The organism is Acetobacter garciniae, assembly GCF_017377735.1.
Taxonomy (GTDB): Bacteria; Pseudomonadota; Alphaproteobacteria; order Acetobacterales; family Acetobacteraceae; genus Acetobacter; species Acetobacter garciniae.
In genome coordinates this window covers 239079-259861 of sequence record NZ_JAFVMH010000001.1, presented here as the reverse complement: position 1 = coordinate 259861, position 20783 = coordinate 239079, and the positions used below count along the sequence as shown (strand labels likewise).

15 protein-coding genes are annotated in these 20783 nt (G+C 66.7%); 12 read left to right on the top strand and 3 right to left on the bottom strand.

Going from position 1 to position 20783, the window contains the following annotated elements; all coding sequences use genetic code 11:
• The first annotated feature begins 23 nt into the window (after nt 1-23).
• Nucleotides 24-362, top strand: a complete 339-nt coding sequence (locus J2D77_RS01190; RefSeq protein WP_207844288.1) for a carboxymuconolactone decarboxylase family protein — start codon at nt 24-26, stop codon at nt 360-362.
• Nucleotides 363-415: 53 nt separating this feature from the next.
• Here J2D77_RS01190 and J2D77_RS01185 read toward each other — a convergent pair whose 3' ends face one another.
• Nucleotides 416-2785 (bottom strand): ComEC/Rec2 family competence protein, encoded by a 2370-nt coding sequence (locus tag J2D77_RS01185; RefSeq protein ID WP_207844286.1) that lies wholly within the window; start codon nt 2783-2785, stop codon nt 416-418.
• A gap of 146 nt (nt 2786-2931) precedes the next feature.
• Here J2D77_RS01185 and gltX point away from each other — a divergent pair, with 146 nt between their 5' ends.
• From gltX to J2D77_RS01135, 10 genes are all read left to right on the top strand, one after another.
• Nucleotides 2932-4335 carry a glutamate--tRNA ligase gene (gltX, locus tag J2D77_RS01180; protein WP_207844283.1) on the top strand — a complete coding sequence of 468 codons (1404 nt, stop codon included), beginning with the start codon at nt 2932-2934 and terminating at the stop codon, nt 4333-4335.
• Nucleotides 4328-5269, top strand: a complete 942-nt coding sequence (locus J2D77_RS01175) for an aspartate carbamoyltransferase catalytic subunit (protein WP_207844281.1) — start codon at nt 4328-4330, stop codon at nt 5267-5269. The genes gltX and J2D77_RS01175 overlap by 8 nt, the downstream gene beginning before the upstream one ends.
• Nucleotides 5266-6558: a dihydroorotase gene (locus J2D77_RS01170; protein ID WP_207844279.1), complete on the top strand. Its 1293-nt coding sequence runs from the start codon at nt 5266-5268 to the stop codon at nt 6556-6558. Before J2D77_RS01175 ends, J2D77_RS01170 begins: the two co-directional genes overlap by 4 nt.
• Entirely contained in the window at nt 6555-7199 is a 645-nt protein-coding gene (plsY, locus tag J2D77_RS01165) for a glycerol-3-phosphate 1-O-acyltransferase PlsY (RefSeq protein WP_207844277.1), read from the top strand. Before J2D77_RS01170 ends, plsY begins: the two co-directional genes overlap by 4 nt.
• A 153-nt stretch (nt 7200-7352) precedes the next feature.
• Nucleotides 7353-8687 carry a DNA-processing protein DprA gene (gene dprA / locus J2D77_RS01160; RefSeq protein ID WP_207844275.1) on the top strand — a complete coding sequence of 445 codons (1335 nt, stop codon included), beginning with the start codon at nt 7353-7355 and terminating at the stop codon, nt 8685-8687.
• Nucleotides 8688-8730: 43 nt separating this feature from the next.
• Complete coding sequence (gene topA / locus J2D77_RS01155; RefSeq protein WP_207844273.1) at nt 8731-11562, top strand: type I DNA topoisomerase; 2832 nt, start codon at nt 8731-8733, stop codon at nt 11560-11562.
• A 5-nt stretch (nt 11563-11567) separates the two neighbouring features.
• Nucleotides 11568-13766, top strand: coding sequence for an RNB domain-containing ribonuclease (locus J2D77_RS01150; protein WP_207844271.1), 2199 nt, complete (start codon nt 11568-11570; stop codon nt 13764-13766).
• A 163-nt stretch (nt 13767-13929) separates the two neighbouring features.
• Entirely contained in the window at nt 13930-16017 is a 2088-nt protein-coding gene (locus J2D77_RS01145) for a S41 family peptidase (RefSeq protein WP_230975388.1), read from the top strand.
• A gap of 8 nt (nt 16018-16025) precedes the next feature.
• Nucleotides 16026-16367, top strand: coding sequence for a DUF1491 family protein (locus J2D77_RS01140; RefSeq protein WP_207844269.1), 342 nt, complete (start codon nt 16026-16028; stop codon nt 16365-16367).
• A gap of 129 nt (nt 16368-16496) precedes the next feature.
• On the top strand, nt 16497-17723 hold the full coding sequence (locus J2D77_RS01135; RefSeq protein ID WP_207844267.1) for an OmpA family protein: 1227 nt from the start codon (nt 16497-16499) through the stop codon (nt 17721-17723).
• An 80-nt stretch (nt 17724-17803) separates the two neighbouring features.
• On the opposite strand, the gene cysK is transcribed toward J2D77_RS01135, so the two are convergent.
• Nucleotides 17804-18790, bottom strand: coding sequence for a cysteine synthase A (gene cysK / locus J2D77_RS01130; RefSeq protein ID WP_207844265.1), 987 nt, complete (start codon nt 18788-18790; stop codon nt 17804-17806).
• A gap of 180 nt (nt 18791-18970) precedes the next feature.
• On the opposite strand from cysK, the gene J2D77_RS01125 reads away from it, so the two are divergent.
• Entirely contained in the window at nt 18971-19423 is a 453-nt protein-coding gene (locus tag J2D77_RS01125; RefSeq protein WP_207844263.1) for an RrF2 family transcriptional regulator, read from the top strand.
• A 297-nt stretch (nt 19424-19720) separates the two neighbouring features.
• Here J2D77_RS01125 and J2D77_RS01120 read toward each other — a convergent pair whose 3' ends face one another.
• Nucleotides 19721-20254, bottom strand: coding sequence for an Ig-like domain-containing protein (locus J2D77_RS01120; protein ID WP_207844261.1), 534 nt, complete (start codon nt 20252-20254; stop codon nt 19721-19723).
• Nucleotides 20255-20783 lie beyond the last annotated feature (529 nt).

Here is a 20783-nt window from a genome sequence, read left to right as displayed (position 1 = left end):
AAACCGCTTTGAAAGCTCAGATCATGACCGATTGGAACGCCTACCGCGCCGATATGCAAAAGAACGTGAAGACGCTGGCAAAGCTGACCCCCAACACGCTGAGCGGACTCCAGACTCTGGAAACCCCGTTGCCCGAAACCAAGCACCTGGACGCCAAGACGCGCGAACTGATCGCCCTGGCGGTTGCCGTCACCACCCGCTGCGACGGCTGCATTGCCGTGCATTCCGCAGCCGCCAAGAAGGTCGGCGCCAGCAAGGAAGAAATTGCCGAAGCGCTGGGCGTTGCCGTGGCCCTGAACGCGGGGGCCGCCCTTGTCTATTCCAGCCGGGTGATGGCCGCATTCGAAAGCGTGGCCGACTGAAAGCCCCCGCCACGGGCTTACCCGGCGCGTGACATAAGCCGGGTGTGAAGAGGCTATTCCGCCTGGGCGAGTGGCAGCAGGGGGGTAGCGTGTCCGCCGGGCCGAAGCATCCACGGGCGGCTTGCGCCATAGGGCCGAGCCGCCAGCACGCGCACCTGGCCGGACAGGAACACCGCCTGCGCGCCCTGCCACCATGTGGCCGTGCGGTCCAGCCGCAGGGGCGCGGTGGGGCAGATCAGGCCGAACCGCGCGGTGCTGACAACCCCGTCCGCCCCCGCGCAGAGAGCGGCCAGCGGGCCGCCATCCGCGCCTGTGTTCCCCGCATTTCCGCCCTCGGTATTGCCGGGTGCCATTTCATCCGCCTGCGCCCCTGTCCCTTCGCTGGGCGGGGGTGGATGCAGCACCAGCACGATCTCATGCCCATGACGGATCAGCAGGCAGATACCGGGCACCCCGTCTTCCCCGCAGGTGAGCGCGCCGTCGGGGGTCTGGAAGGCGGTCTGTGGGGATACCGTGCGGACGGGCAGGCCGAGGGCCTGGGCCCATGCCTTTTCCACCGCGCCTCCGTCACGCGACTGGCCCATGACAAGAACGGCATCCGGCCCGCGTATGCCCAGCATGTCGCCGTCGGGGCTGACAAGCAGGTCCGGGCGGGGTGCCAGCCAGGGGGACAACATGCCCAGAACCAGCCCCACGCAACCCAGCCACCGCCAGCCCCGCCGCCACAGGCAGAGCCAGCATAACCCCAGCAATGCGATCGCAAGCCCCCAGCCCGGCATAAGCGGAACCGCCAGCTTCGCGCCCGGCCAGTGGGCCACCGTATGGGCCATCCACAACACGCAGCGTAGGCCAAGCCCCATCAGGCGCAGGCACCATGCATCGGCATGCACAGGCATGCAGCAGACCGCCAGCAGGCCCAGCGGCATGATCCACACCGCCATGAGGGGGACCGCCACCAGATTGGCCAGCACGAAATACGGCTCAACCACCCCGAAATGCGCCATGACGACCGGCAAGGTCGCACACCCCGCCAGCAGGCTGACCAACGCCAACCCGCTGACATGGCCGAGCAGCCAGCCCCACACACCCGTAACCCTGCCCAGCCATGGGGCAAGCCGGGGCTGGAGGGATTCGTACCCCGCGATAAGCGCCATGACGGCGGCCATGGACATCTGAAAGACAACGCCCGTCACCACCTGCGGCTGGACGGCTTCCAGCGCAAACCCCGCCAGCGCCAGGCCGCGCATGGAAACGGGCCGCCGCTGCGTGGCCAGGCCCAGCACCACCACGCCCGCCATCAGCCATCCGCGCTGGGCGGGCAGGTGCGCGCCGGTCAGCAGCACGTAAACCCCTCCCGCAAGCCATGCCACCAGGGCCGAAAGCGCCTTGGTGGGCCAGCGCAGGGCCGCGAATTCCCACGCCGCCAGCAAAAAACGGCACACCCCCATGACCACAGCCATGACGAGCCCCAGATGCAGCCCCGCCACCGCCAGCAGATGGGCAAGCCCCGAGGCCGCAAAATCCTCCCGCACGGCGGGGGCGATGCTCTCGCTTTTGCCGTCCAGAAGGGTCGAGGCCACAGCCCCGCTATCACCGGGCAGCACGGCACGGATGCGGGTATCCATGCGGGTACGCAGCCCTTCCAGCCATGTGCTCCAGCGGGCGGCGAAGGTCCAGGGGGCGAGCCCGGGCGACGGGATGCCACCGGCGGCCTCCGCCTCGGAACCGGTTTCCTGGGTGGCCTCGATCTTTACGGGAGCAAGCAGCATGCCACTGCCCGCCAGGCCGGAAAACCAGGCTTCGAACTGCGGGTCGCGCCCGCCGGGCAAGGCGGGGTCAGGCGGGGGGCGCAGCACGGCCCGCACGCGCAAGCGTGCACCGGGCGTGATGGGCGTGGTATCGCCCTCGCGCAGCCTCAGGCGCAGGGTACGGGGCAAAGGCTGCATGTCTTCGGTCAGGTAGGTATGAAAAACCGGCGCACCCAGTTCCAGCCAGCGGATATCGGGGCTGCCCGCGACAACTGGAGCCGCATGGGTAATGGCCCTTGCCACGCCCGATATCTCCACCGCCCGGCGGGGCAGTTCGGGCATGGGCGGCTGGCGGTGCGTGGTTTGTGCCGCCAGCAGGAAGCCTGCCGCAAGGCTTACGCACCCACCCGCGATAACGCGCACGCCCAGCCTATGGCGAAACCACAATGCGGCCATGACCGCCCCACAGGACATGCCCAGCGGCCCCAGCACCCCACCCGCCAGCCCGGGTTCGACAGGCAGGGCGAAATACCCCCACGCCCCCGCGGCAACGCCCACCGGCACCCATAGTACAAGGCGGCGCTGCTCGGCAGCCAGAAGGGAGGACAGCAGGATCGGCAAAAGGACGAGCCAGCCCGCCACGATACGCGCCGGCCTGCCGCCCGCCCGGAGCATTCCGCCAGGCGTCCCCCGCCGCGTTCCCGCGCGCCCGGCCGTGCGCGTTCGGGCACCCGGCAGCATGCGGGCGGCAGCCTTTACGGTGGCTGGGATCAGCCCTCGCATATGGCTCCGCGCGGCCGCGCGTGATAAGGATGCGCCCCATGACCATCCGCACGCGTTTCGCCCCGAGTCCGACAGGCCTGCTGCATATTGGCAATGCCCGCGCAGCCCTGTTCAATTTCCTCTTTGCCCGTCACCATGGCGGCAAGTTCCTCCTGCGTATCGAGGATACCGATCGCGAACGTTCCACCCAACAGGCCGTCGATGTTATTTTTCAGGGCCTGGACTGGATGGGCATTACCCCGGACGAGGAACCTGTCTTCCAGTCCACGCGGGAGGGCCGCCACCGCGAGGTCGCGCTTGAACTGCTGGAAAAGGGGCTGGCGTACAAATGCTATTGTACGCCCGAGGAACTCAAGCAGATGCGGGAGGACGCCGTAAAGAACGGCAAGCCGCCCCGCTATAACGGCATGTGGCGTGACCGCGACCCGCAGCAGGCCCCCGCAGGTGCCCCCTATGCCATCCGTATCAAGGCCCCGCGTGAGGGCGAGACCGTGATCGACGACCTGGTGCAGGGCGAGGTACGAGTCGCCAATGCCGAACTGGATGACATGATCCTGCTGCGGTCGGACGGCACACCCACCTACCAGCACGCCGTGGTGGTGGACGACCATGACATGGCCATTACCCACGTCATCCGCGGTGACGACCACCTGACCAACACCTTCCGCCAGGCCATGATCTATCGCGCCATGGGCTGGGACCTGCCGCGCTTTGGCCACCTGCCGCTGATCCACGGCCCCGATGGCGCCAAACTGTCCAAGCGGCACGGCGCGCAGTCGGTGGTGGAATTCCGCGACCAGGGCTACCTGCCCGAAGCCCTGTGCAACTATCTGCTGCGCCTGGGCTGGGGGCATGGCGATGCCGAAATCCTCTCGCGCGAGGAGCAGATCAGACTGTTCGACATCGACGGCGTGGGCCGCGCGGCATCGCGCATGGACTATGCCAAGCTCGAACACGTCAACGCCGTGTGGCTGCGCCAGACAGACGATACCCGCCTGACCGATGACGTGATGGAACGGCTGAAAAGCGTGGACGGTGTCAGTGTGGATGAAACCACCCGTGCCCGCGTGCTCGCCCTCATGCCCGGGTTGAAGGAGCGCGCGCGCACGCTGGTCGAACTGACGGAAAACGCCGCTTTCCTTGGTCGGCACGTGCCCCTGCCCATGACCCCCAAGGCGGAAAAGCTGCTCACCCCCGAAGGCCGCGCGCTGCTGGGCGAGCTTGCACGGGATCTGGCGGTGGTCAGCCCCTTCACGCCCGAACAGATCGACGCCGCCCTGCGCCGCTTTGCCGAAAACGGTGGCCACAAGCTGGGCCAGGTCGCACAGCCTCTGCGCGCGGCTGTGACCGGCTCCAACTCATCGCCGGGGATCGATGCGACCCTGCACGCGCTGGGGCGGGATGAAACACTGGCCCGCATAGGAGCCGTGCTGCATGGCTAGCGCCCTCTTACGCCATAACCGGCACCTGCTCGGGCTGGAAGGCATGACGCCGGACCAGATCGAGCCCCTGCTGGACCTGGCCGAGAGCTATGCCCTGCTCAACCGTTCGCGCAAGGTCCCGCGTGACGTGCTGCGCGGGCGCACCCTGATCAACCTGTTCTTCGAAGACAGTACGCGCACGCGCACCTCCTTCGAACTGGCGGGCAAGCGGCTGGGGGCGGATGTCATCAACATGTCCGTCGCCCAGTCATCGGTGAACAAGGGCGAAACCCTGCTGGACACGGCGGCCACGCTGAACGCCATGCGCACGGACCTTCTGGTGGTGCGGCATTCGCAGTCGGGGGCCCCGGCCCTGCTGGCCCGCAAGGTGGAAGCCTGCGTGGTCAATGCGGGTGACGGCATGCACGAACACCCCACCCAGGCTTTGCTGGACGCGCTGACCATCCGCCGCCACCTTGGCACGCTGGGGGGGCTGAGTGTCGCCATTTGTGGCGATGTCGCGCATTCGCGCGTCGCACGGTCCAATATCCACCTGCTGACCACCATGGGCAGCAACGTGCGCCTGGTAGGACCGCCAACGCTTGTGCCCGGTGCGCTGGGCAGGCTGGGGGCCGAGATTTTCCACAGCATGGAAGAAGGGCTGCGCGGGGTGGACGTGGTGATGATGCTGCGCCTGCAGCGTGAGCGCATGTCATCGGGCCTGGTACCCAGCGCGCGCGAATATTTCCGCTTTTTCGGCCTGGACCGCAGGCGGCTGGAACTGGCCCGGCCGAACGCGCTGGTCATGCATCCCGGCCCCATGAACCGGGGTGTGGAAATAGAAAGCAGCGTTGCGGATTCCACGCAAAGCGTCATTCAGGAACAGGTGGAAATGGGTGTGGCCGTTCGCATGGCCGTGCTCGACCGCCTGACCCGCGGCAGGCACAGCGCATGAACAGCATGGTTTTTGACAATGTCCGCCTGCTCGATCCGTCGGCAGGGCTGGACCAGCCCGGCAGCCTGCTGGTCCAGGACGGGGTGATCGCAGGAATTGGCAAGCCGGGGGGAGAGGGCGTTCCCGAAGGCGCACAGGTTCTGGACGGCAGGGGCGCGGTCCTGTGCCCCGGCCTTGTGGACATGCGGGTCGAAATTGGCGAACCCGGCTTTGAATACCGCGAAACCATAGCGTCGGCCGCGCGTGCCGCTTCCGCCGGCGGAATTACGACGCTCGCCGCCCTGCCCACCTGCAAGCCTGCCATAGACAACCCTGCCCTGGTGCGCATGATGCGCGTGCGCGGGGAAGAAACAGGTGCCGTCACCATCCTGCCCTATGGCGCGCTGACCAAGGGCTGCGAAGGCAAGGAACTGGCCGAGATCGGGATGCTGCACGAAGCGGGTGCCGTGGCCTTTACCGATGGCAACCGCGCGGTGGACCCCGCGCGCCTGATGCGGCTCGCCCTGTCCTACGCCAGCGGTTTTGGGGCCATGGTCATCCAGCATCCCGAAGAACCCTCGCTCGCAGGGTCTGGTTGCGCCACATCCGGGGCGATGGCCACGCGGCTGGGGCTTGCTGGCATACCCACCGCGGCTGAAGCCATCATGATCGCGCGGGATATCCGCCTGGCGGAGCTGACGGGCGGGCGGCTGCATTTCGCCCATGTTTCCACTGCCGAAGGGATCGAACTGATCCGCCAGGCCAAGGCGCGGGGCCTGCGTGTGACCTGCGATACGGCGCCGCCCTATTTCGACCTGAACGAAAACGCCATTGGCGATTTCAGGACCTATGCCAAGTTCTCGCCCCCCCTGCGCAGCGAGGACGACCGCCTGGCCGTCTGCGCCGCCCTGGCCGACGGCACGATAGACGCCATTGCATCGGACCATCTCCCGCGCGATGCGGATGACAAGCGCCTGCCCTTCGCCCAGGCCGCAACGGGTGGCACGGGCATGGTCACCCTGCTGGGCGTGACCCTGGCACGCGTGCATGACGCAACACTGGACCTGTCGCGCGCCATCGGGCTGCTTACGCACCGCCCGGCGGCCCTGCTGGGGGCTGCGGCGGGCACGCTCGCACAGGGGGCGGCGGCCGATCTGTGCCTGTTCGCACCCGAACAAAGCTGGCTTGTCCGTGCCGGGGAACTGCCCGGCCGGGCCCAGAACACACCCTTCGACCGCCGCCCGCTGGAAGGGCGCGTGCTGGGCACCTGGAAAGCGGGCCGCCGCGTTTACGAAGCGGGGAACGCATGACCGACGCACTGCCCACCTACGCCCTGTGGCTGATCGCGGCCATGGCCTTCCTGGGTTACGTGCTGGGCAGCGTGCCCTTCGGCCTGCTGCTGACCAACCTTGCGGGGGCAGGTGATCTGCGCAAGATCGGTTCGGGCAATATCGGTGCGACCAACGTGCTGCGCACCGGCCGCAAGGATCTGGCAGCCGCCACCCTGGCCCTGGATGCCGCCAAGGGCATGCTGGCCGTGGTCACGGCCTGGATCATGACCCCGCCCGATTTTTCTGACTATACGAGCACGGTTGCCGCCATTGCCGCCGTGATCGGCCATTGCTACCCGATCTTCCTGGGCTTTCGGGGTGGGAAGGGCGTTGCCACCGGGCTTGGGGTCATGCTTGCCCTCTCGCCCCTGACCGGGCTTGCGGGCTGCGCCGTCTGGCTTGGGGTTGCGCGGCTGACGCGTATTTCATCCGCCGGAGCGCTGTCGGCCTTTATCGCAATGCCTGTCGTCATCCTGGCGCTGTATGGCTTTTCCTTCCAGACATCGCCCAAGCCGCTGGCCACAGTGCTGATCAGCCTGCTGGTGCTGGCCCGCCACCATGAAAACATCGGCCGTATCCTCAGCGGCACGGAACCCAGGGTCGGTGAGAAAAAACGCTAGGACACGGCCTGGCCCCTCATCAAGGCCAGGACCTGGTTACGGGCCTGAAGCAGGGCCCTTGCGGAATCCCGGGCGCAATTTGGGGTGGACCCCGGGCTGCAATCCAGCCCGGCAACGGGGGCCGGGCGTAAGGCTGGTTTCCCGAGCATCGACATGAACAGCCTTGCCGCCTGCCTGCGTCTGGCCCGAACCGAACAGATCGGCCCGCGAAGCTGGCGGCGGCTGGTAGCCCAGCATGGCTCGGCCCAGGCAGCGCTCGACGCCCTGCCCGGGCTTGCCGCACGGGGCCGGCGCCCTGTCATCATTCCCCCACCCGATGCCATCGCGCGTGAAATAGAGGCCACGTTCAAGCTGGGCGGGCATATTCTCACCCTGCTGGACCCCGCCTATCCCGCGCTTTTATCCCAGGTGCCGGACGCACCCCCGGTGCTGAGCGTGCTGGGTGACATCGCCTGCCTGGGCCAGCCCGCCATAGCCCTTGTGGGGGCGCGCAATGCCTCCGCCCCCGGCTTGCGGCTGGCCGAAAGCCTGGCCGCCGAACTGGCGGCTGCGGGGCTGGTGGTGGTATCCGGCCTTGCGCGGGGTATTGATTCGGCGGCCCATCGGGGTGCGCTGTTTCGCCAGGGGCTGACAATCGCCGCCATAGCCGGTGGGCTGGACTGCCCCTACCCGCCTGAAAATACGGGCTTGCAGGCCCGCATTGCCGAACAGGGCGCTGTCGTGACCGAGGCCCCCTTGGGCACCACCCCGCTGGGCCGCCATTTCCCGCGCCGCAACCGCCTTATCGCAGGGCTGACGCTCGGCTGCGTGGTGGTGGAAGCCGCCCTGCATTCGGGCACGCTGATCACCGCCCGCATGGCCGCCGATTACGGGCGCGAAGTTTTTGCCGTGCCCGGCTCGCCCCTGGACCCGCGCTGCCGGGGCAGTAACGACCTGCTGCGCAAGGGCGCGGTGCTGACCGAAATCGCAGCCGATATCGTGCAGCACCTGCCCCCGCTCGACATCCGCACCGGCACGGCGGGCGCCTCGCCCACAGGCACAACCACCTTGTCCCCTCCCCCGTCTTCCGTTGCGCCCTCCAGCGCAATCGCCGTCCCGCCGACTGCCATCGCCGCTGCATCCGCCCCCGACACCGCCCGGCCTGTCCGCGCGGGACACACACCAGGCATGCCAGACCTGTTCGTGCCCGCCGATGCCGAACCCGCCGCAGGGGCCACGCCCGAACACGGCAAGAAGGCAGCACGTGCGGCGCAGGTCCCCTCCGCCACCCCTGTTTCGGGCCCGATTTCGCCTTCCGGGCGGCAGAGTTGCGTGCTCGATCTTCTCTCCATTACGCCCATAGCTGTTGACGATCTGGTAAGGCGCTGCCAGTTCTCGGTTTCTGCCGTTCTGATCGCGCTCACCGAACTTGAGCTTTCGGGCCGCGTCATTACCTATCCGGACGGCCGGGTAGGCCTTGCCGGCACACAGGCGGACGAGCGGGCGTAAACGAGTAGATAAGTGCGCTGCCTCCGGGCAGGTCGGAGTGAGTATGACTGACGTTGTTGTGGTCGAGTCGCCAGCCAAGGCGAAAACGATCAACAAATATCTGGGCGATGGATATACGGTGCTGGCGTCGTTCGGCCATGTGCGCGACCTGCCGCCCAAGGACGGATCGGTGCGGCCGGACGAAGGCTTTGCCATGTCCTGGCAGTCGGACGAACGCGGCACCCGGCAGGTGAGCGCGATCATCAAGGCGCTCAAGGGCGCGCGTCATCTCTATCTCGCCACCGACCCGGACCGTGAGGGCGAAGCCATTTCGTGGCATGTCCGCGCCATGCTGGAGGAACGCAACGCCCTTAAAGGCGTGGATGTCCAGCGCGTGACGTTCAACGAAATTACCAAAAGCGCGATCCGCTACGCGATGGACCACCCGCGCGAACTGGATTTTCCGCTGATCGAGGCATATCTGGCCCGCCGCGCGCTGGATTACCTGGTGGGGTTCACGCTTTCCCCCGTACTGTGGCGCAAGCTGCCCGGATCGCGCAGTGCCGGGCGCGTGCAGTCCGTCGCGCTGCGGCTGATCTGCGAGCGCGAAGCCGAGATCGAGGTGTTCAAGCCGCGCGAATACTGGAGCATCACCGCTTCCCTGCTGACCCCCACCAACGCGCCCTTCACCGCCCGGCTGACCCATCTGGCGGGCAGGAAGCTGGACCAGTTCGACCTGGGCAACGCGGAACTGGCGGAAGCTGCGAAAAAAGCGGTGGAGGCGGAAGCGCTCAGCGTACGCTCGATCGAGCGGCGCAAGGTGCGGCGCAACCCGCAGCCGCCCTTCACCACCTCCACCTTGCAGCAGGAAGCCTCCCGCAAGCTGGGGATGAGTGCGCAGGGCACCATGCGCACCGCCCAGCAGCTTTACGAAGGGATCGACCTGGGGGGGGAGACGGTGGGGCTGATCACCTATATGCGAACCGATGGCGTGACCATGGCGCAGGAAGCCATACAGTCCATCCGCCAGCATATCGGCCGCCAGATCGGCATGCAGTACGTGCCCGAAAAGCCGCGTGTGTATACGTCCAAGGCCAAGAACGCGCAGGAAGCGCATGAGGCCATCCGCCCGACGGACATTACCCGCACGCCCGATTCCGTGGCCCGGCATCTCAACCACGACCAGCGCCGCCTGTATGAACTGATCTGGAAGCGCGCCATGGCCAGCCAGATGGAATCCGCGGCCCTGGACCAGGTGGCGGTGGATATTTCCGGGCCTTCCGGCCAGACCGTGCTGCGCGCCAATGGCTCCATCATCACGTTCGACGGCTTTCTCAAGCTCTACCGCGAAGGGCGTGACGATACGGACAAGCCCGCCGACGATGACAGCCGCATGCTGCCCCCCATGGCCGAGAAAGACCCGCTGAAGCGTGAAAAGGTCGAGGCGGACCAGCACTTCACGCAGCCGCCGCCGCGCTATTCCGAAGCGTCGCTGGTCAAGAAAATGGAAGAGCTGGGCATTGGCCGCCCGTCCACCTACGCCTCCATCCTGACCGTGTTGCAGGACCGCAGCTACGTGCAGCTTGAAAACCGGCGCTTCGTGCCCGAGGCGCGCGGGCGGCTGGTCACGGCGTTCCTGGTGTCGTTTTTCGAACGCTACGTGGATACCGGCTTTACCGCCAATCTTGAAGAACTGCTGGACGATATTTCGGCCGGCCAGGCGCAGTGGAAAGATGTCCTGTCCTCCTTCTGGCAGGATTTTTCCAAGGCCGTGGCCGACACCAAGGACCTGACGATTACCGACGTGCTCAACGCGTTGGACAAGGATCTGGGGCCGTTCTTCTTCCCGCCCCGCGCGGATGGGTCTGACCCGCGGCACTGCACCTCCTGCGGGACGGGGCGGCTGGGGCTCAAGCTCGGGCGGTATGGCGCGTTCATCGGCTGTTCCAACTACCCCGAATGCCAGTACACCCGCCGCCTGACGGTCGACAGCGCGGAAGATGGCGAAAACGGCGGCACGCTCAAGGACGGCATGCGGCTTTTGGGCCAGCACCCCGAAACGGGGGAGGACATTACCGTCCGCCAGGGGCCGTGGGGGCTTTACGTGCAGCAGGGCGAACCCGACCCCGCCGACAAGAAGGCCAAGCCACGCCGCGCATCCCTGCCCAAGGGCATGGACGGGCAGAGTATTACGCTCGACCAGGCGGTGGGGCTGCTGTCCCTGCCCCGGCTTGTGGGCATTCACCCCGAAACGGGCGAACCGATCGAAGCCGGGCTGGGCCGCTTTGGCCCCTACGTGAAAATGGGCGCGGTCTACGGATCGCTGGACAAGGATGACGATGTCCTGACCGTGGGGCTGAACCGCGCGGTGGACGCACTGGCCAAGAAACTGGCCTCCATCCGCACATTGGGCAACCACCCCAAGGACAGCGAGCCGGTCATGGTGCGCAAGGGCCGCTTCGGCCCCTATGTGCAGCACGGCCAGATGATCGCCACCCTGCCGCGTGGCACGGATATGGACGATGTCACGCTGGATCAGGCCGTGGCCCTGCTGGTGGAAAAAGGCAAGCCGCTGAAAGGCAAGGCCGGGGCGAAAAAGGCGGCACCCAAGAAAAAAGCCGCCGCCAAGACGACCAAGACCGCCGCCAGCAAAACCACCACCGACAAGGCCACCACGGGCAAGGCCAGCACAGGCAAGACCAGTGCTGCCAAGACGGGTGCTGCCAAGACCAGTACCGCCAAGACAGGCACAACCAGGGCAGGAACCAAGACGGCGAGCCGGACAGCCGCCAAAGCCACGACCGCAACCTCTGCGGGCGAAGGCGAGGCCAAGCCCAGGGCGCGCAAGACCGCCGCCACCAAGCCTGCCGCCACGCGGACAAAGAAAGCCGACTGAGCATCATGGCTTACGGGGCTGAACGAACGGCCCCGCCCTGCGCGGCGGCCGTGCTGGCCGTACTGCGCGGGGAAAACGCGCCCGGGGTGCCGCCCTCGACATCCGCAGGCATGCGGGCGGGGAATCCCCCCAGTAAGCCCATGGGTGGCCAGGCGGGTGGTTCCGTGGGCACACCCCTGGGGCTGTCGGATATCCTGCGCGCCCTTGGCCTGCCCGTGGGCCGCAAGGCTGCGCTGAAAACGCTGCTGCATGACCTGGCGGTGTCTGGCGCGCTCATCGACCTGCCGCCCAACCGCCTGAAAGCCGCCATCGGCCTGCCGGAGGTCGCGCGCCTGCGGGTCACTGCGATCGCGGCCAACGGCACGGCACAGGGTTTTCTGCCCGACTACCCCCGCACCCCGCGCGCCACCCTGCTGGCCCCCCCGCCCGACTGCCCGGCCCTGCTGCCTGCGGATCTGGTCCTTGTCCGCCTGCGGCCCGCCGATGGGCCGCGCCTGCGTGAGGCACGCGGCCTGCGCCTGCTGGAAGGGGCACCGCGCCAACTGGCCGTCACGGCCGTAGCCGCGGCAGATGACGCCCCCGCAACGCTGATGGCGTGCGATGCACGCCTGGCGGCGCCCTTGCACGACGCCACGCCCCCGCCGGCAGGCAGCAGCGTTGCGGCCAATGGCATTGCCCCTCCCGTTCCTCCTCTGGCCCCGGGGGAAATCGCACTGGCCGACCTCCGGCCCGGGGCGGGGCAGCCGTATCGCATATGCCTGCACACACGTCTGGGCCATGCCGATGCCCCCGGCATGGCCGCACGGCTGAGCCTGCTGACCCATGACGCGCCAGTCGCGTTCTCCGCCGCCGCGCAGGAGGAAGGAAAACGGGTGCAGCGGGCCGCCACGGCCATGCAGGGGCGTTCGGCGCAGGACTGGCAGGCACAGGGCCGCCAGGACCTGCGCCACCTGCCCTTTGTGACCATAGACGACGCCACCGCACATGATTTTGACGATGCCCTGTGGGCCGAACCGGCGGGGGACGGATGGCGGCTGGTCGTGGCCATTGCCGATGTCAGCCATTACGTGGCCGAAGGCTCGGCACTGGACGAACAGGCCCGCGCCCGGGGCACATCCATTTACCTGCCCGGCCAGGTGGTGCCCATGCTCCCGCCCAGCCTGTCGGAGGATGCATGCTCCCTCCTGCCCGGCCAGGACCGGCTCTGCCTGTTCGTTGACATGCATGTCGGCGCGGATGGCACGCTTGGCCAGTGCCGTCTGGGGCGGGGGGTCATGCGCAGTGCCGCCCGCTTGACCTATGAGGACACACAACACGCCCTGGACGGCGCCGGCCTGCCCGCTGGCCATGCCATCCATGCCCTGCCCACAGCCCTGCTACCCACCCTGTGGGCGGCAAGCCACGCCCTGGCCCAGGCCGACACCCGCCGCGGGGCCACCCGGCAGGACGAAACCGCCTGGACCGTAACGCTGGACGATGCGGGCCTGCCCGTGGCGTTCACCCAGCGCCAGCGCCTGCCGGCCCATGACCTGGTGGCGGCGTGCATGATCGCAGCCAATGCCCGTGCCGCCACCATGCTGCATGACCACCAGCTTGGCGGGCTGTTCAGAATCCACGCCGCCGCTACGGCTTCAACACCCCGGCCCATGGCCTGCTACAGTGCCACACCTGCGCGGCATGCGGGGCTCAGCCTGCCGCTTTACGCGCATTTCACAAGCCCCATCCGCCGCTACGCCGATCTGTTGAACCACCGCCTGCTCAGCGCGTTATGCGAGTCCGCCCCCATCGCCGGGGGCCCGCTTTCCCCCCCGCGCAACGTTGCACAACGGCAACAGGGTGTGGCCACACTTGCAGTGCACCTGAACTTTACCCAACGCCGCGCGGACCAGATCGGGCAGGACTGCCAGAACCGCCTGGCCGCACTTTTCCTGGCCCCGCAGGTGGGCAAGTGCGTGAGTGTCCATGCCATGACAGCAACGCGGAACGGCCTTCGCGTGCGATTGACGAAAACCGGAACTCCGTCTTTTCTTTCCTGGTCAGCTTTTCCTTCCCGCAGGGACGGGCCTGACGACTCGCTGCACGGCGGCGCCGCGCCACGCCGTTTCACCCCTGATGGGGGCGGGAGCGTATTTTCAGCAGTTCTGCTGGCAACCTGCCCGGCGCGGGGCACTGTAGTTCTGGCTTCTCCCACTCATGCGTGCTGACCTGCCTTTTCGTAGCGCCTGCGCCCTTCGCGGCTTGCCCGCACGCAGTACGCCCGTACGCGGCCCGTCCCTTCGGGGCGTGCCTGCAAGGGGAGTATCCGCACGGCATGGGCGTGTACGGGGGCCGCGCGCACGGGCCCTGCCGCTCTATGGCCTGCCGGTCATGATTGTCGCGGTCCTGCTGCTCTGCCAGCCCGCCACCCTGCACGCGCAGGATGAAAGCCCGGGGCAGAGCCCCTTCACCCCGCCCAGCACACCGCCAGCGGGCTCAGGAGCGGCTCCCGCACCTTCCCCCACAGGGCGGGCCGGCAAGGTGGCCGGAGCTGCCTCCACCGCCACGCAGGCACCCGCCAGCCAGCCGGACGGGAACGCGGCCGCCACCGTGGTCCCCTCGGTCGTTTCCGCCCCCGTCGGGGCAATGGACGCAAAGGCGGCTGCGGGCGCGTCGGCCACCCCCGGAGCCAGCCTGCCCGATGCGGCGGGAGGGGGCGCACCGGCTGTTCATTCTTCCACCGCTGCCACCACGCCCGGTGCAAATTCCGCTGCCAATGGTGCTGGGGAAAATGGCGCCGCCGCTGGTAGCGCAACTTCGGGAAATGCCGCCGCCGGGAACACATCTGCGAATGCTACGGCGGGAAATGGTGCAGCGGGGGGTAGTTCTTCGGGGAATGCGACTTCGGCGGATGGTTCTTCCACAGCCGGCGCGCCCCCCGGTTCCGCCGCAACTGGCCCTGCTACGGTTGCTGAGGCCAGTGCTCCGGACCAGCCGCCCGCGAGCGACCTGCCGCTGATCCGCTCGGTTATCGGCACGGCACTCCAGTTCCTGGGGCCGCGCACGCTTGAACCGCATAGCAGCCGGGACTTCACCCTATGGGGGCTGGGGTGCCTGACGGCACTCGACCCCTCACTGGCCTTCGATACACGCGGGGCGGATATCCAGCTTTTATCCGGGCAGAGCCATCTGCTGTCACGCCCTGCCCCCGCACAGGACAATATCGACGGCTGGGCGCAGCTTGCCACCGATTTCCTCGATACGGCGCGCGCGCATTCCGATGCGGTGCGCACCGCCAGCCGTGACGACCTGCTCCAGGCGTTTTTTGACGAGCTGTTCAATCATCTCGACCCCTATTCGCGCTATATCGGCCCGTCCTCCGCCGCCACGGACCGCGAAGCCCGTATCGGTGGAGAAGCCGATGCCGGGGTCACCTTGGCGCAATCGGGCAAGCATGTGGTCATTGCCGCGATCAACGCCAACGGACCGGCCTGGCCCGCCGCGATCGAGACGGGGGACCGGATTTTAGCGGTCAACAACCGCTCCACCGCCGGCCAATCCGCCGCCACGGTCAGCCAGTGGCTGTGCGGGCCAGAGGATTCCCGGCTGGTGCTGCGCCTGCTTACCCCGGGGCAGGCCCGGGCCCGCACGGTGGTGCTGCGGCGCGCCAAGGTCCCGCCCGAGACGGTTTTCGCCTTTGCCAGCGGCTCCATCATCGTGCTGCGCATTACCGCGTTTTCATCCGACACGGCCGAGGAACTCAGCCAGTATCTGGATCAGGCGACCCAGGCCCCGCACCTGAAAGGGCTTATCATCGACCTGCGCGGCAACCGCGGCGGCGTGCTCCAGCAGGCCGTGACGGCGGCAGCCCTCCTGCTCGACCACGGCGTTGCCGCCGTTACCAGCGGGCGCGACCCGCAGGCCAACCATATCTGGGCCGTGCAGGGCGGAGACATGACCGGCGGGCTGCCCATTACCATCCTGGTCGATGGCCGCACGGCCAGTGCGGCCGAAATCCTGGCCGCGGCCCTGGCCGACCACCGGCGCGCGGTGGTGATCGGCAGCGCAACACTGGGCAAGGGGCTGGTGCAGACCGTGGCCCAGTTGCCCGATGAAGGGGAACTGTTCGTGACCTGGAGCCGTGTCATCGCCCCGCTGCACTGGCCCTTGCAGGGGCTTGGCGTCATGCCCCAGATCTGCACCAGCCTGGGCGAGGCCGACCTGGCCCGCACGCTGGCCGACCTGCCCACAGGCCGCCTGGACAGCCAGGCCGCGGTCGCGGCGTCCCGCGCGGCGCGCTATCCGCTGCCGGTGTCGCGCATCCTGGCCATTCGCAAGGCCTGCCCGGCAGCCTTGGGGAGCGATCGGGACCTGAACGTGGCCCGCGCTTTGCTGGAAAACCCGGCCTGGTACAAAACCGCGATTGCCGCCATCCCCGATGAGGCGGCGTCAGCCCCCATCCTGTCCACCAATAACTGACGGTGGACATGGCCCCGCCCCCGCGCCTGCGCAGCGACCTGATCGCCCGCGCCATCATACGCCAGTCCGCCATGGACGGGCGCATGGCCGTGATCGCCCGCAAGGGCGACGCGGATGCGGGCAGTATTCTGGTGGTGCTCAATGGCAGGGGGGGTCAGGGCGTCGTACTCAGCCAGACACGAACACAAGATGGTGAGAATGCCTGGCTGCGGGCCACGGGGCCGGACCCGGTAGGGGAAAGCGAAGTGCAGGACTATGTCGCGCGCCAGCTTCGTTACGATCCCGATCTATGGGTGCTGGAGATCGACGCGGCCGATTTCAGCCCTCCGTTTCAAGCAATACTGCTTTGATACAGGCAGATACATTGTGACCTATGTCACACGGATGCACGATTTATTGCCGACAAAAACGGCCCGTTTGGGCAAACTCGCCCTTCTGCCTGTTGCGCCGCGGCCAACTTTACAGCAAAGAAGGCAAGCATGTGTGCCGTCCTTTCACCTGACGTCGGACCCGACGTATCGCACTGCCACAGCGGGGAGAAAACCATGAAGCCGCGCCAGACTCTGCTCGCGCAAACGCTGCTTTCTGCGCCCCTGGCCGCTGGGCTTCTGTTTTTTGCCGCCGCTGCGCACGCGCAGCCGGTGCAGGGTCTGTACGTATCGGGCGAAGGGGGGGCGACGTTCAACCAGGACCAGCGTGTCCGCGCGAACACAGCCTTCCCCAGCGGGCGCGACAAGTGGAGAACGGGTGGGGTGGGCATTGGCGCGCTCGGCTGGGGCCTGGGCAACGGCTTTCGGGTCGAGGTCGAGGGCGATTACCGCAGCATGGCCTACAGGGGGCTTGGGAACGACGCGGTGCAGACCCAGGCGGGCGGTCGCCGCCAGACCTATGGCGTCATGGCCAACGCGCTGTTCGACATGGATGTGGGCAGCCCCTACATCTTCCCCTATTTCGGTGCGGGCATAGGCTATGGGTGGACGGCCCTGCGCACGTCGCTGACCATGCCGAACAACCAGTTGAACGAGCATGTGGGCGGCACGTTCGGCAATTTCGCCTATCAGGGCATTTTCGGCATGTCCTTTCCCCTGCCCGGCGCTGTCGGCCTGTCGGCCACGGCGGAATACCGGTTCTGGACCATGCTGGGCCCGCAGTCGCATACGGCTTCTGGCTGGGGCACGGTTGGCGGTTCCCTGGGCGGGATGAGCCAGACACACGCCTATTCCTTCGCCAGCAGCAACCACGACACCAAGACCGACTTCAACCATTCGCTCATGCTGGGCCTGCGGTATGAATTCAACCCGGCACCCCCGCCGCCCCCGCCCGCCACGGCACCCGCCGTGCCCGCACCCCAGGCCACGCGCAGCTACCTGGTCTTTTTCGACTGGGACAAGTCGGAACTGACCGATCGGGCGCGCGCCATCGTCAACACGGCGGCACAGGCCGCAACCCGCGTGGCGCTGACCCGTATCGTCGTATCCGGCTATACGGATAATTCATCCGCCCATCCGGGTGAGGCTGCGGGGGCGAGCTACAACATGAAACTGTCCCTGCGCCGGGCGGAAGTGGTGAAGGCCGAACTCATGCGCGACGGCGTTGCGGGCTCCACCATCGATGTCCATGCCTATGGGGAAGCCAACCAGCTGGTTGCCACCGGCCCCAACACCAAAGAGCCCCAGAACCGCCGGGTGGAAATCGTCTTCCGCTGAAAACCGGCCTGCACTGACATAAAAAACCGCCCCTTTGCAGGAGGCGGTTTTTTTTATGCCCAATGACCCGGCCGGGCGGGTTACAGCCCGTTAAACAGCGAGGTAGACAGGTACCGTTCCGCAAAGGACGGGGTGATGACTACAATGGTCTTGCCCTTGTACTGATCCTTGGCCGCCAGTTGCAGAGCCGCATGCAGCGCCGCCCCCGATGAAATACCGATGGGAATGCCGTCCAGCCTCGCGCAGCGGCGGGCAGCGGCAATGGCTTCGCGCTCCGTCACGGTCAGCACCCCATCGAGCAGGGCAGTATTGAGGGTGCCCGGACAAAAGCCGGGCCCAATGCCCTGGATGCCGTGCGGACCGGGTTCGTCCCCGTTCAGGATGGCGCTTTCGGACGGTTCGACCCCGAACACCTCAAGCCCCGGGCGGCGCGGCTTGAGCGCCATGGCAATACCCGTGGCCGTGCCGCCGGTGCCCACGCCGGCCACCACCACATCGACCTCGCCCGCCGTATCGGCCCAGATTTCCTCGGCCGTGGTTGCGGCATGCACCGCCGGATTGGCCTGGTTGTCGAACTGATCGGGCATCCAGGCATCGGGCGTTTCGTTCAAGATTTCGTTAGCCCGGGCAATCGCCCCGGCCATGCCCAGGCGCGCGGGCGTCAGCTCCACCTGCGCATCCATCAGCCGCAGCATGCGACGCCGCTCGATCGATGCCCCTTCGGGCATGGTCACGACCAGCCTGTAGCCACGAGCGGCAGCCACAAAGGCCAGGGAAATGCCCGTATTGCCCGATGTGGGTTCCACCAGCAGCGTACGCCCGGGCGTGATCAGCCCCCGGCGTTCGGCATCCAGCACCATGGCGGCGCCGATTCTGTCCTTGACGGAGCCCAGCGGGTTGAAAAATTCCAGTTTCAGCAGCAACCGGCTTTTCAGCTCGTCTTCGTGCATCAGGCGTGGCAGGGCGACAAGCGGGGTGCCGCCAACGACATTCACGACCGAATCGTAAACGCGCCCACGCGGTGCGGCAAAGCCGTATTGCTCGTTTTTCTGCGTTGTCGCTGTCATTCAAAGCCCCGAAAGAACTGTTTACGAGATATGCGTTTATAATACGAAATTACAACGTAGATAAACCGGCATTCTCCTGCTATAGCGTATTCTGGACAGGAAAACAGCAATCTGGCGGGCAGGCATTGCCGCACCACAGCGCATGGCAGGCCATACCGGGCCAAAGGAAGGATACAACCCATGATTCTGCGTCGTGACAGGGCAATGACAGCCGTTCTCATCATGCTGGATGTCGCCTTTTATGCCGGGCGGTCCGGCACTGTCAGTGCTGCGGATATCGCGGAACGCTCGGGCCTGGTGCGCCGTGGAATCGAACCGCTGCTTCAGGCCCTGTCGCGCTCGAAACTGCTGGAGAGCATTCGCGGCCCGCGTGGCGGCTACAAGCTGGGTCGCCCCCGGCGCGATATTTCGCTGGTGGATATTATCGAAGCCGTCGTGGGCGATGACAGCCAGGGCGACGGCGAAAACGCCCCCGGCCCGCTGCTGACCAAGATCATAGAGCCATGTTGGGCAAAGTTCGACCGCAAGCTGACCGAGCAGATGCGCCAGACCACGCTGGAAGACCTGGTACGCCAGGCGGAAAAAGCGGGTCTCAAACGCCCGCTGAGCGAACCGATCACTTTTTCGATCTGAAGGGCCCCAAACCCGCGGGATCGGCCAAGCCGAATCTTTCAGGCCGGAATGGGGGTGGTTTTCACGCCACAAGCCTGTCCAGCCCGGCATGTGCGAGTCGGGCCTGCTAATCTGCCAGGCGGGGTAAGGCCAGGGTACGGCCGCGCTACCGTCGGGCGACAGGTTTTGCCCGGCCCAACCCGCTACCCCGTGCGCCGATCGAACCCGTATGAGCCGGTCGGGATGGTGCGCAGACCCGTTCCACACTCCGCGCCAACCGGGCCCGCATGACGGGCCGGCCGGGCGGGTGGATAGCGGTTATTTCTGGTGTGTCGCAGCCTTGCCGCGGCTGGTCGTCTTTTTCTCTTTCGCACTGGCAGGCGTGGGTGCGCTGACTGCTGGATGCGGAATATACACGCCCGTGGCGTCCACCTGTGCTGTGACCGTCAGGCGTGTGCGCGGCAGGCCGCGACCGGGGATAAGGACGACCGTGAACGTATCCTGCCCCGCATAGCCCAGCGTGGGCGTATAGGTGACATGGGTATTGTCATCGAGCGAATACAGGAACGCCTTGCCGTGATCGGGCGGCGGTGTCACGCCGAAGCTGGCATAAGCCTTGCCATTGGGCTGGGAGATCAGCAGTTCGCACAACCCGTCATCCGAACGGACCGTCATGGTCGTGGAAAGCTGGCCGTCGGCCCCTTTTTGCACCGGCGTTGTCTTGCAGACAGCCGATTTCTTCATGTAACCGAACGGATTGGGAGATCCGAGATGAACAGGGCCACCTGTTGTCGCACAGCCGGCAAGCATACTGCCAGTTAATGCCAGTCCGGCAATTCCTCGTAAGCGCACTCCGCAGCTCCGCTTCATTCTTGTTGAACATGCACCAGCTTCATGCGCCTGCCAGCCACGCCACCGGAACCAGATCTGTCCGTGGTGGCGAACCGTCGCGCAGCGTAAGCCGTGCTTTGCCTTTAAATCATCCCGCACCGGGAAGAAAGGGGCATATCCCCATCCTTTGAGCACGGCTGCATCGCTTTGGCGAGAGCTTTGGCCCTGCTGCATGAAACATAGCGGGCAGCCATGATTTCGCCGCAAACATGGCTCTTAACAGCTACCGCCTTTTTGCGCGGGCACGAGCCTTGTCTGCAGCCCACCATAACGGGCTGGCACCGGCCGGGCCATGGCGCCAAGCTGGCGGGATTGTACCGCGTTCCGGCCCTCCGAACGCCCTGGGGTACACCCGGGAACGCCCCGGGGTACACCCGGGAACGCCCCGGGGAACGTCCTTGGGCAAGCCCGGCGGTGGGCGGGAAGGCGGTATAACAAAAAATACCGGTTTCTTTCTTGCGTGGATACGCTATTGCGTTGTGCTGCATTT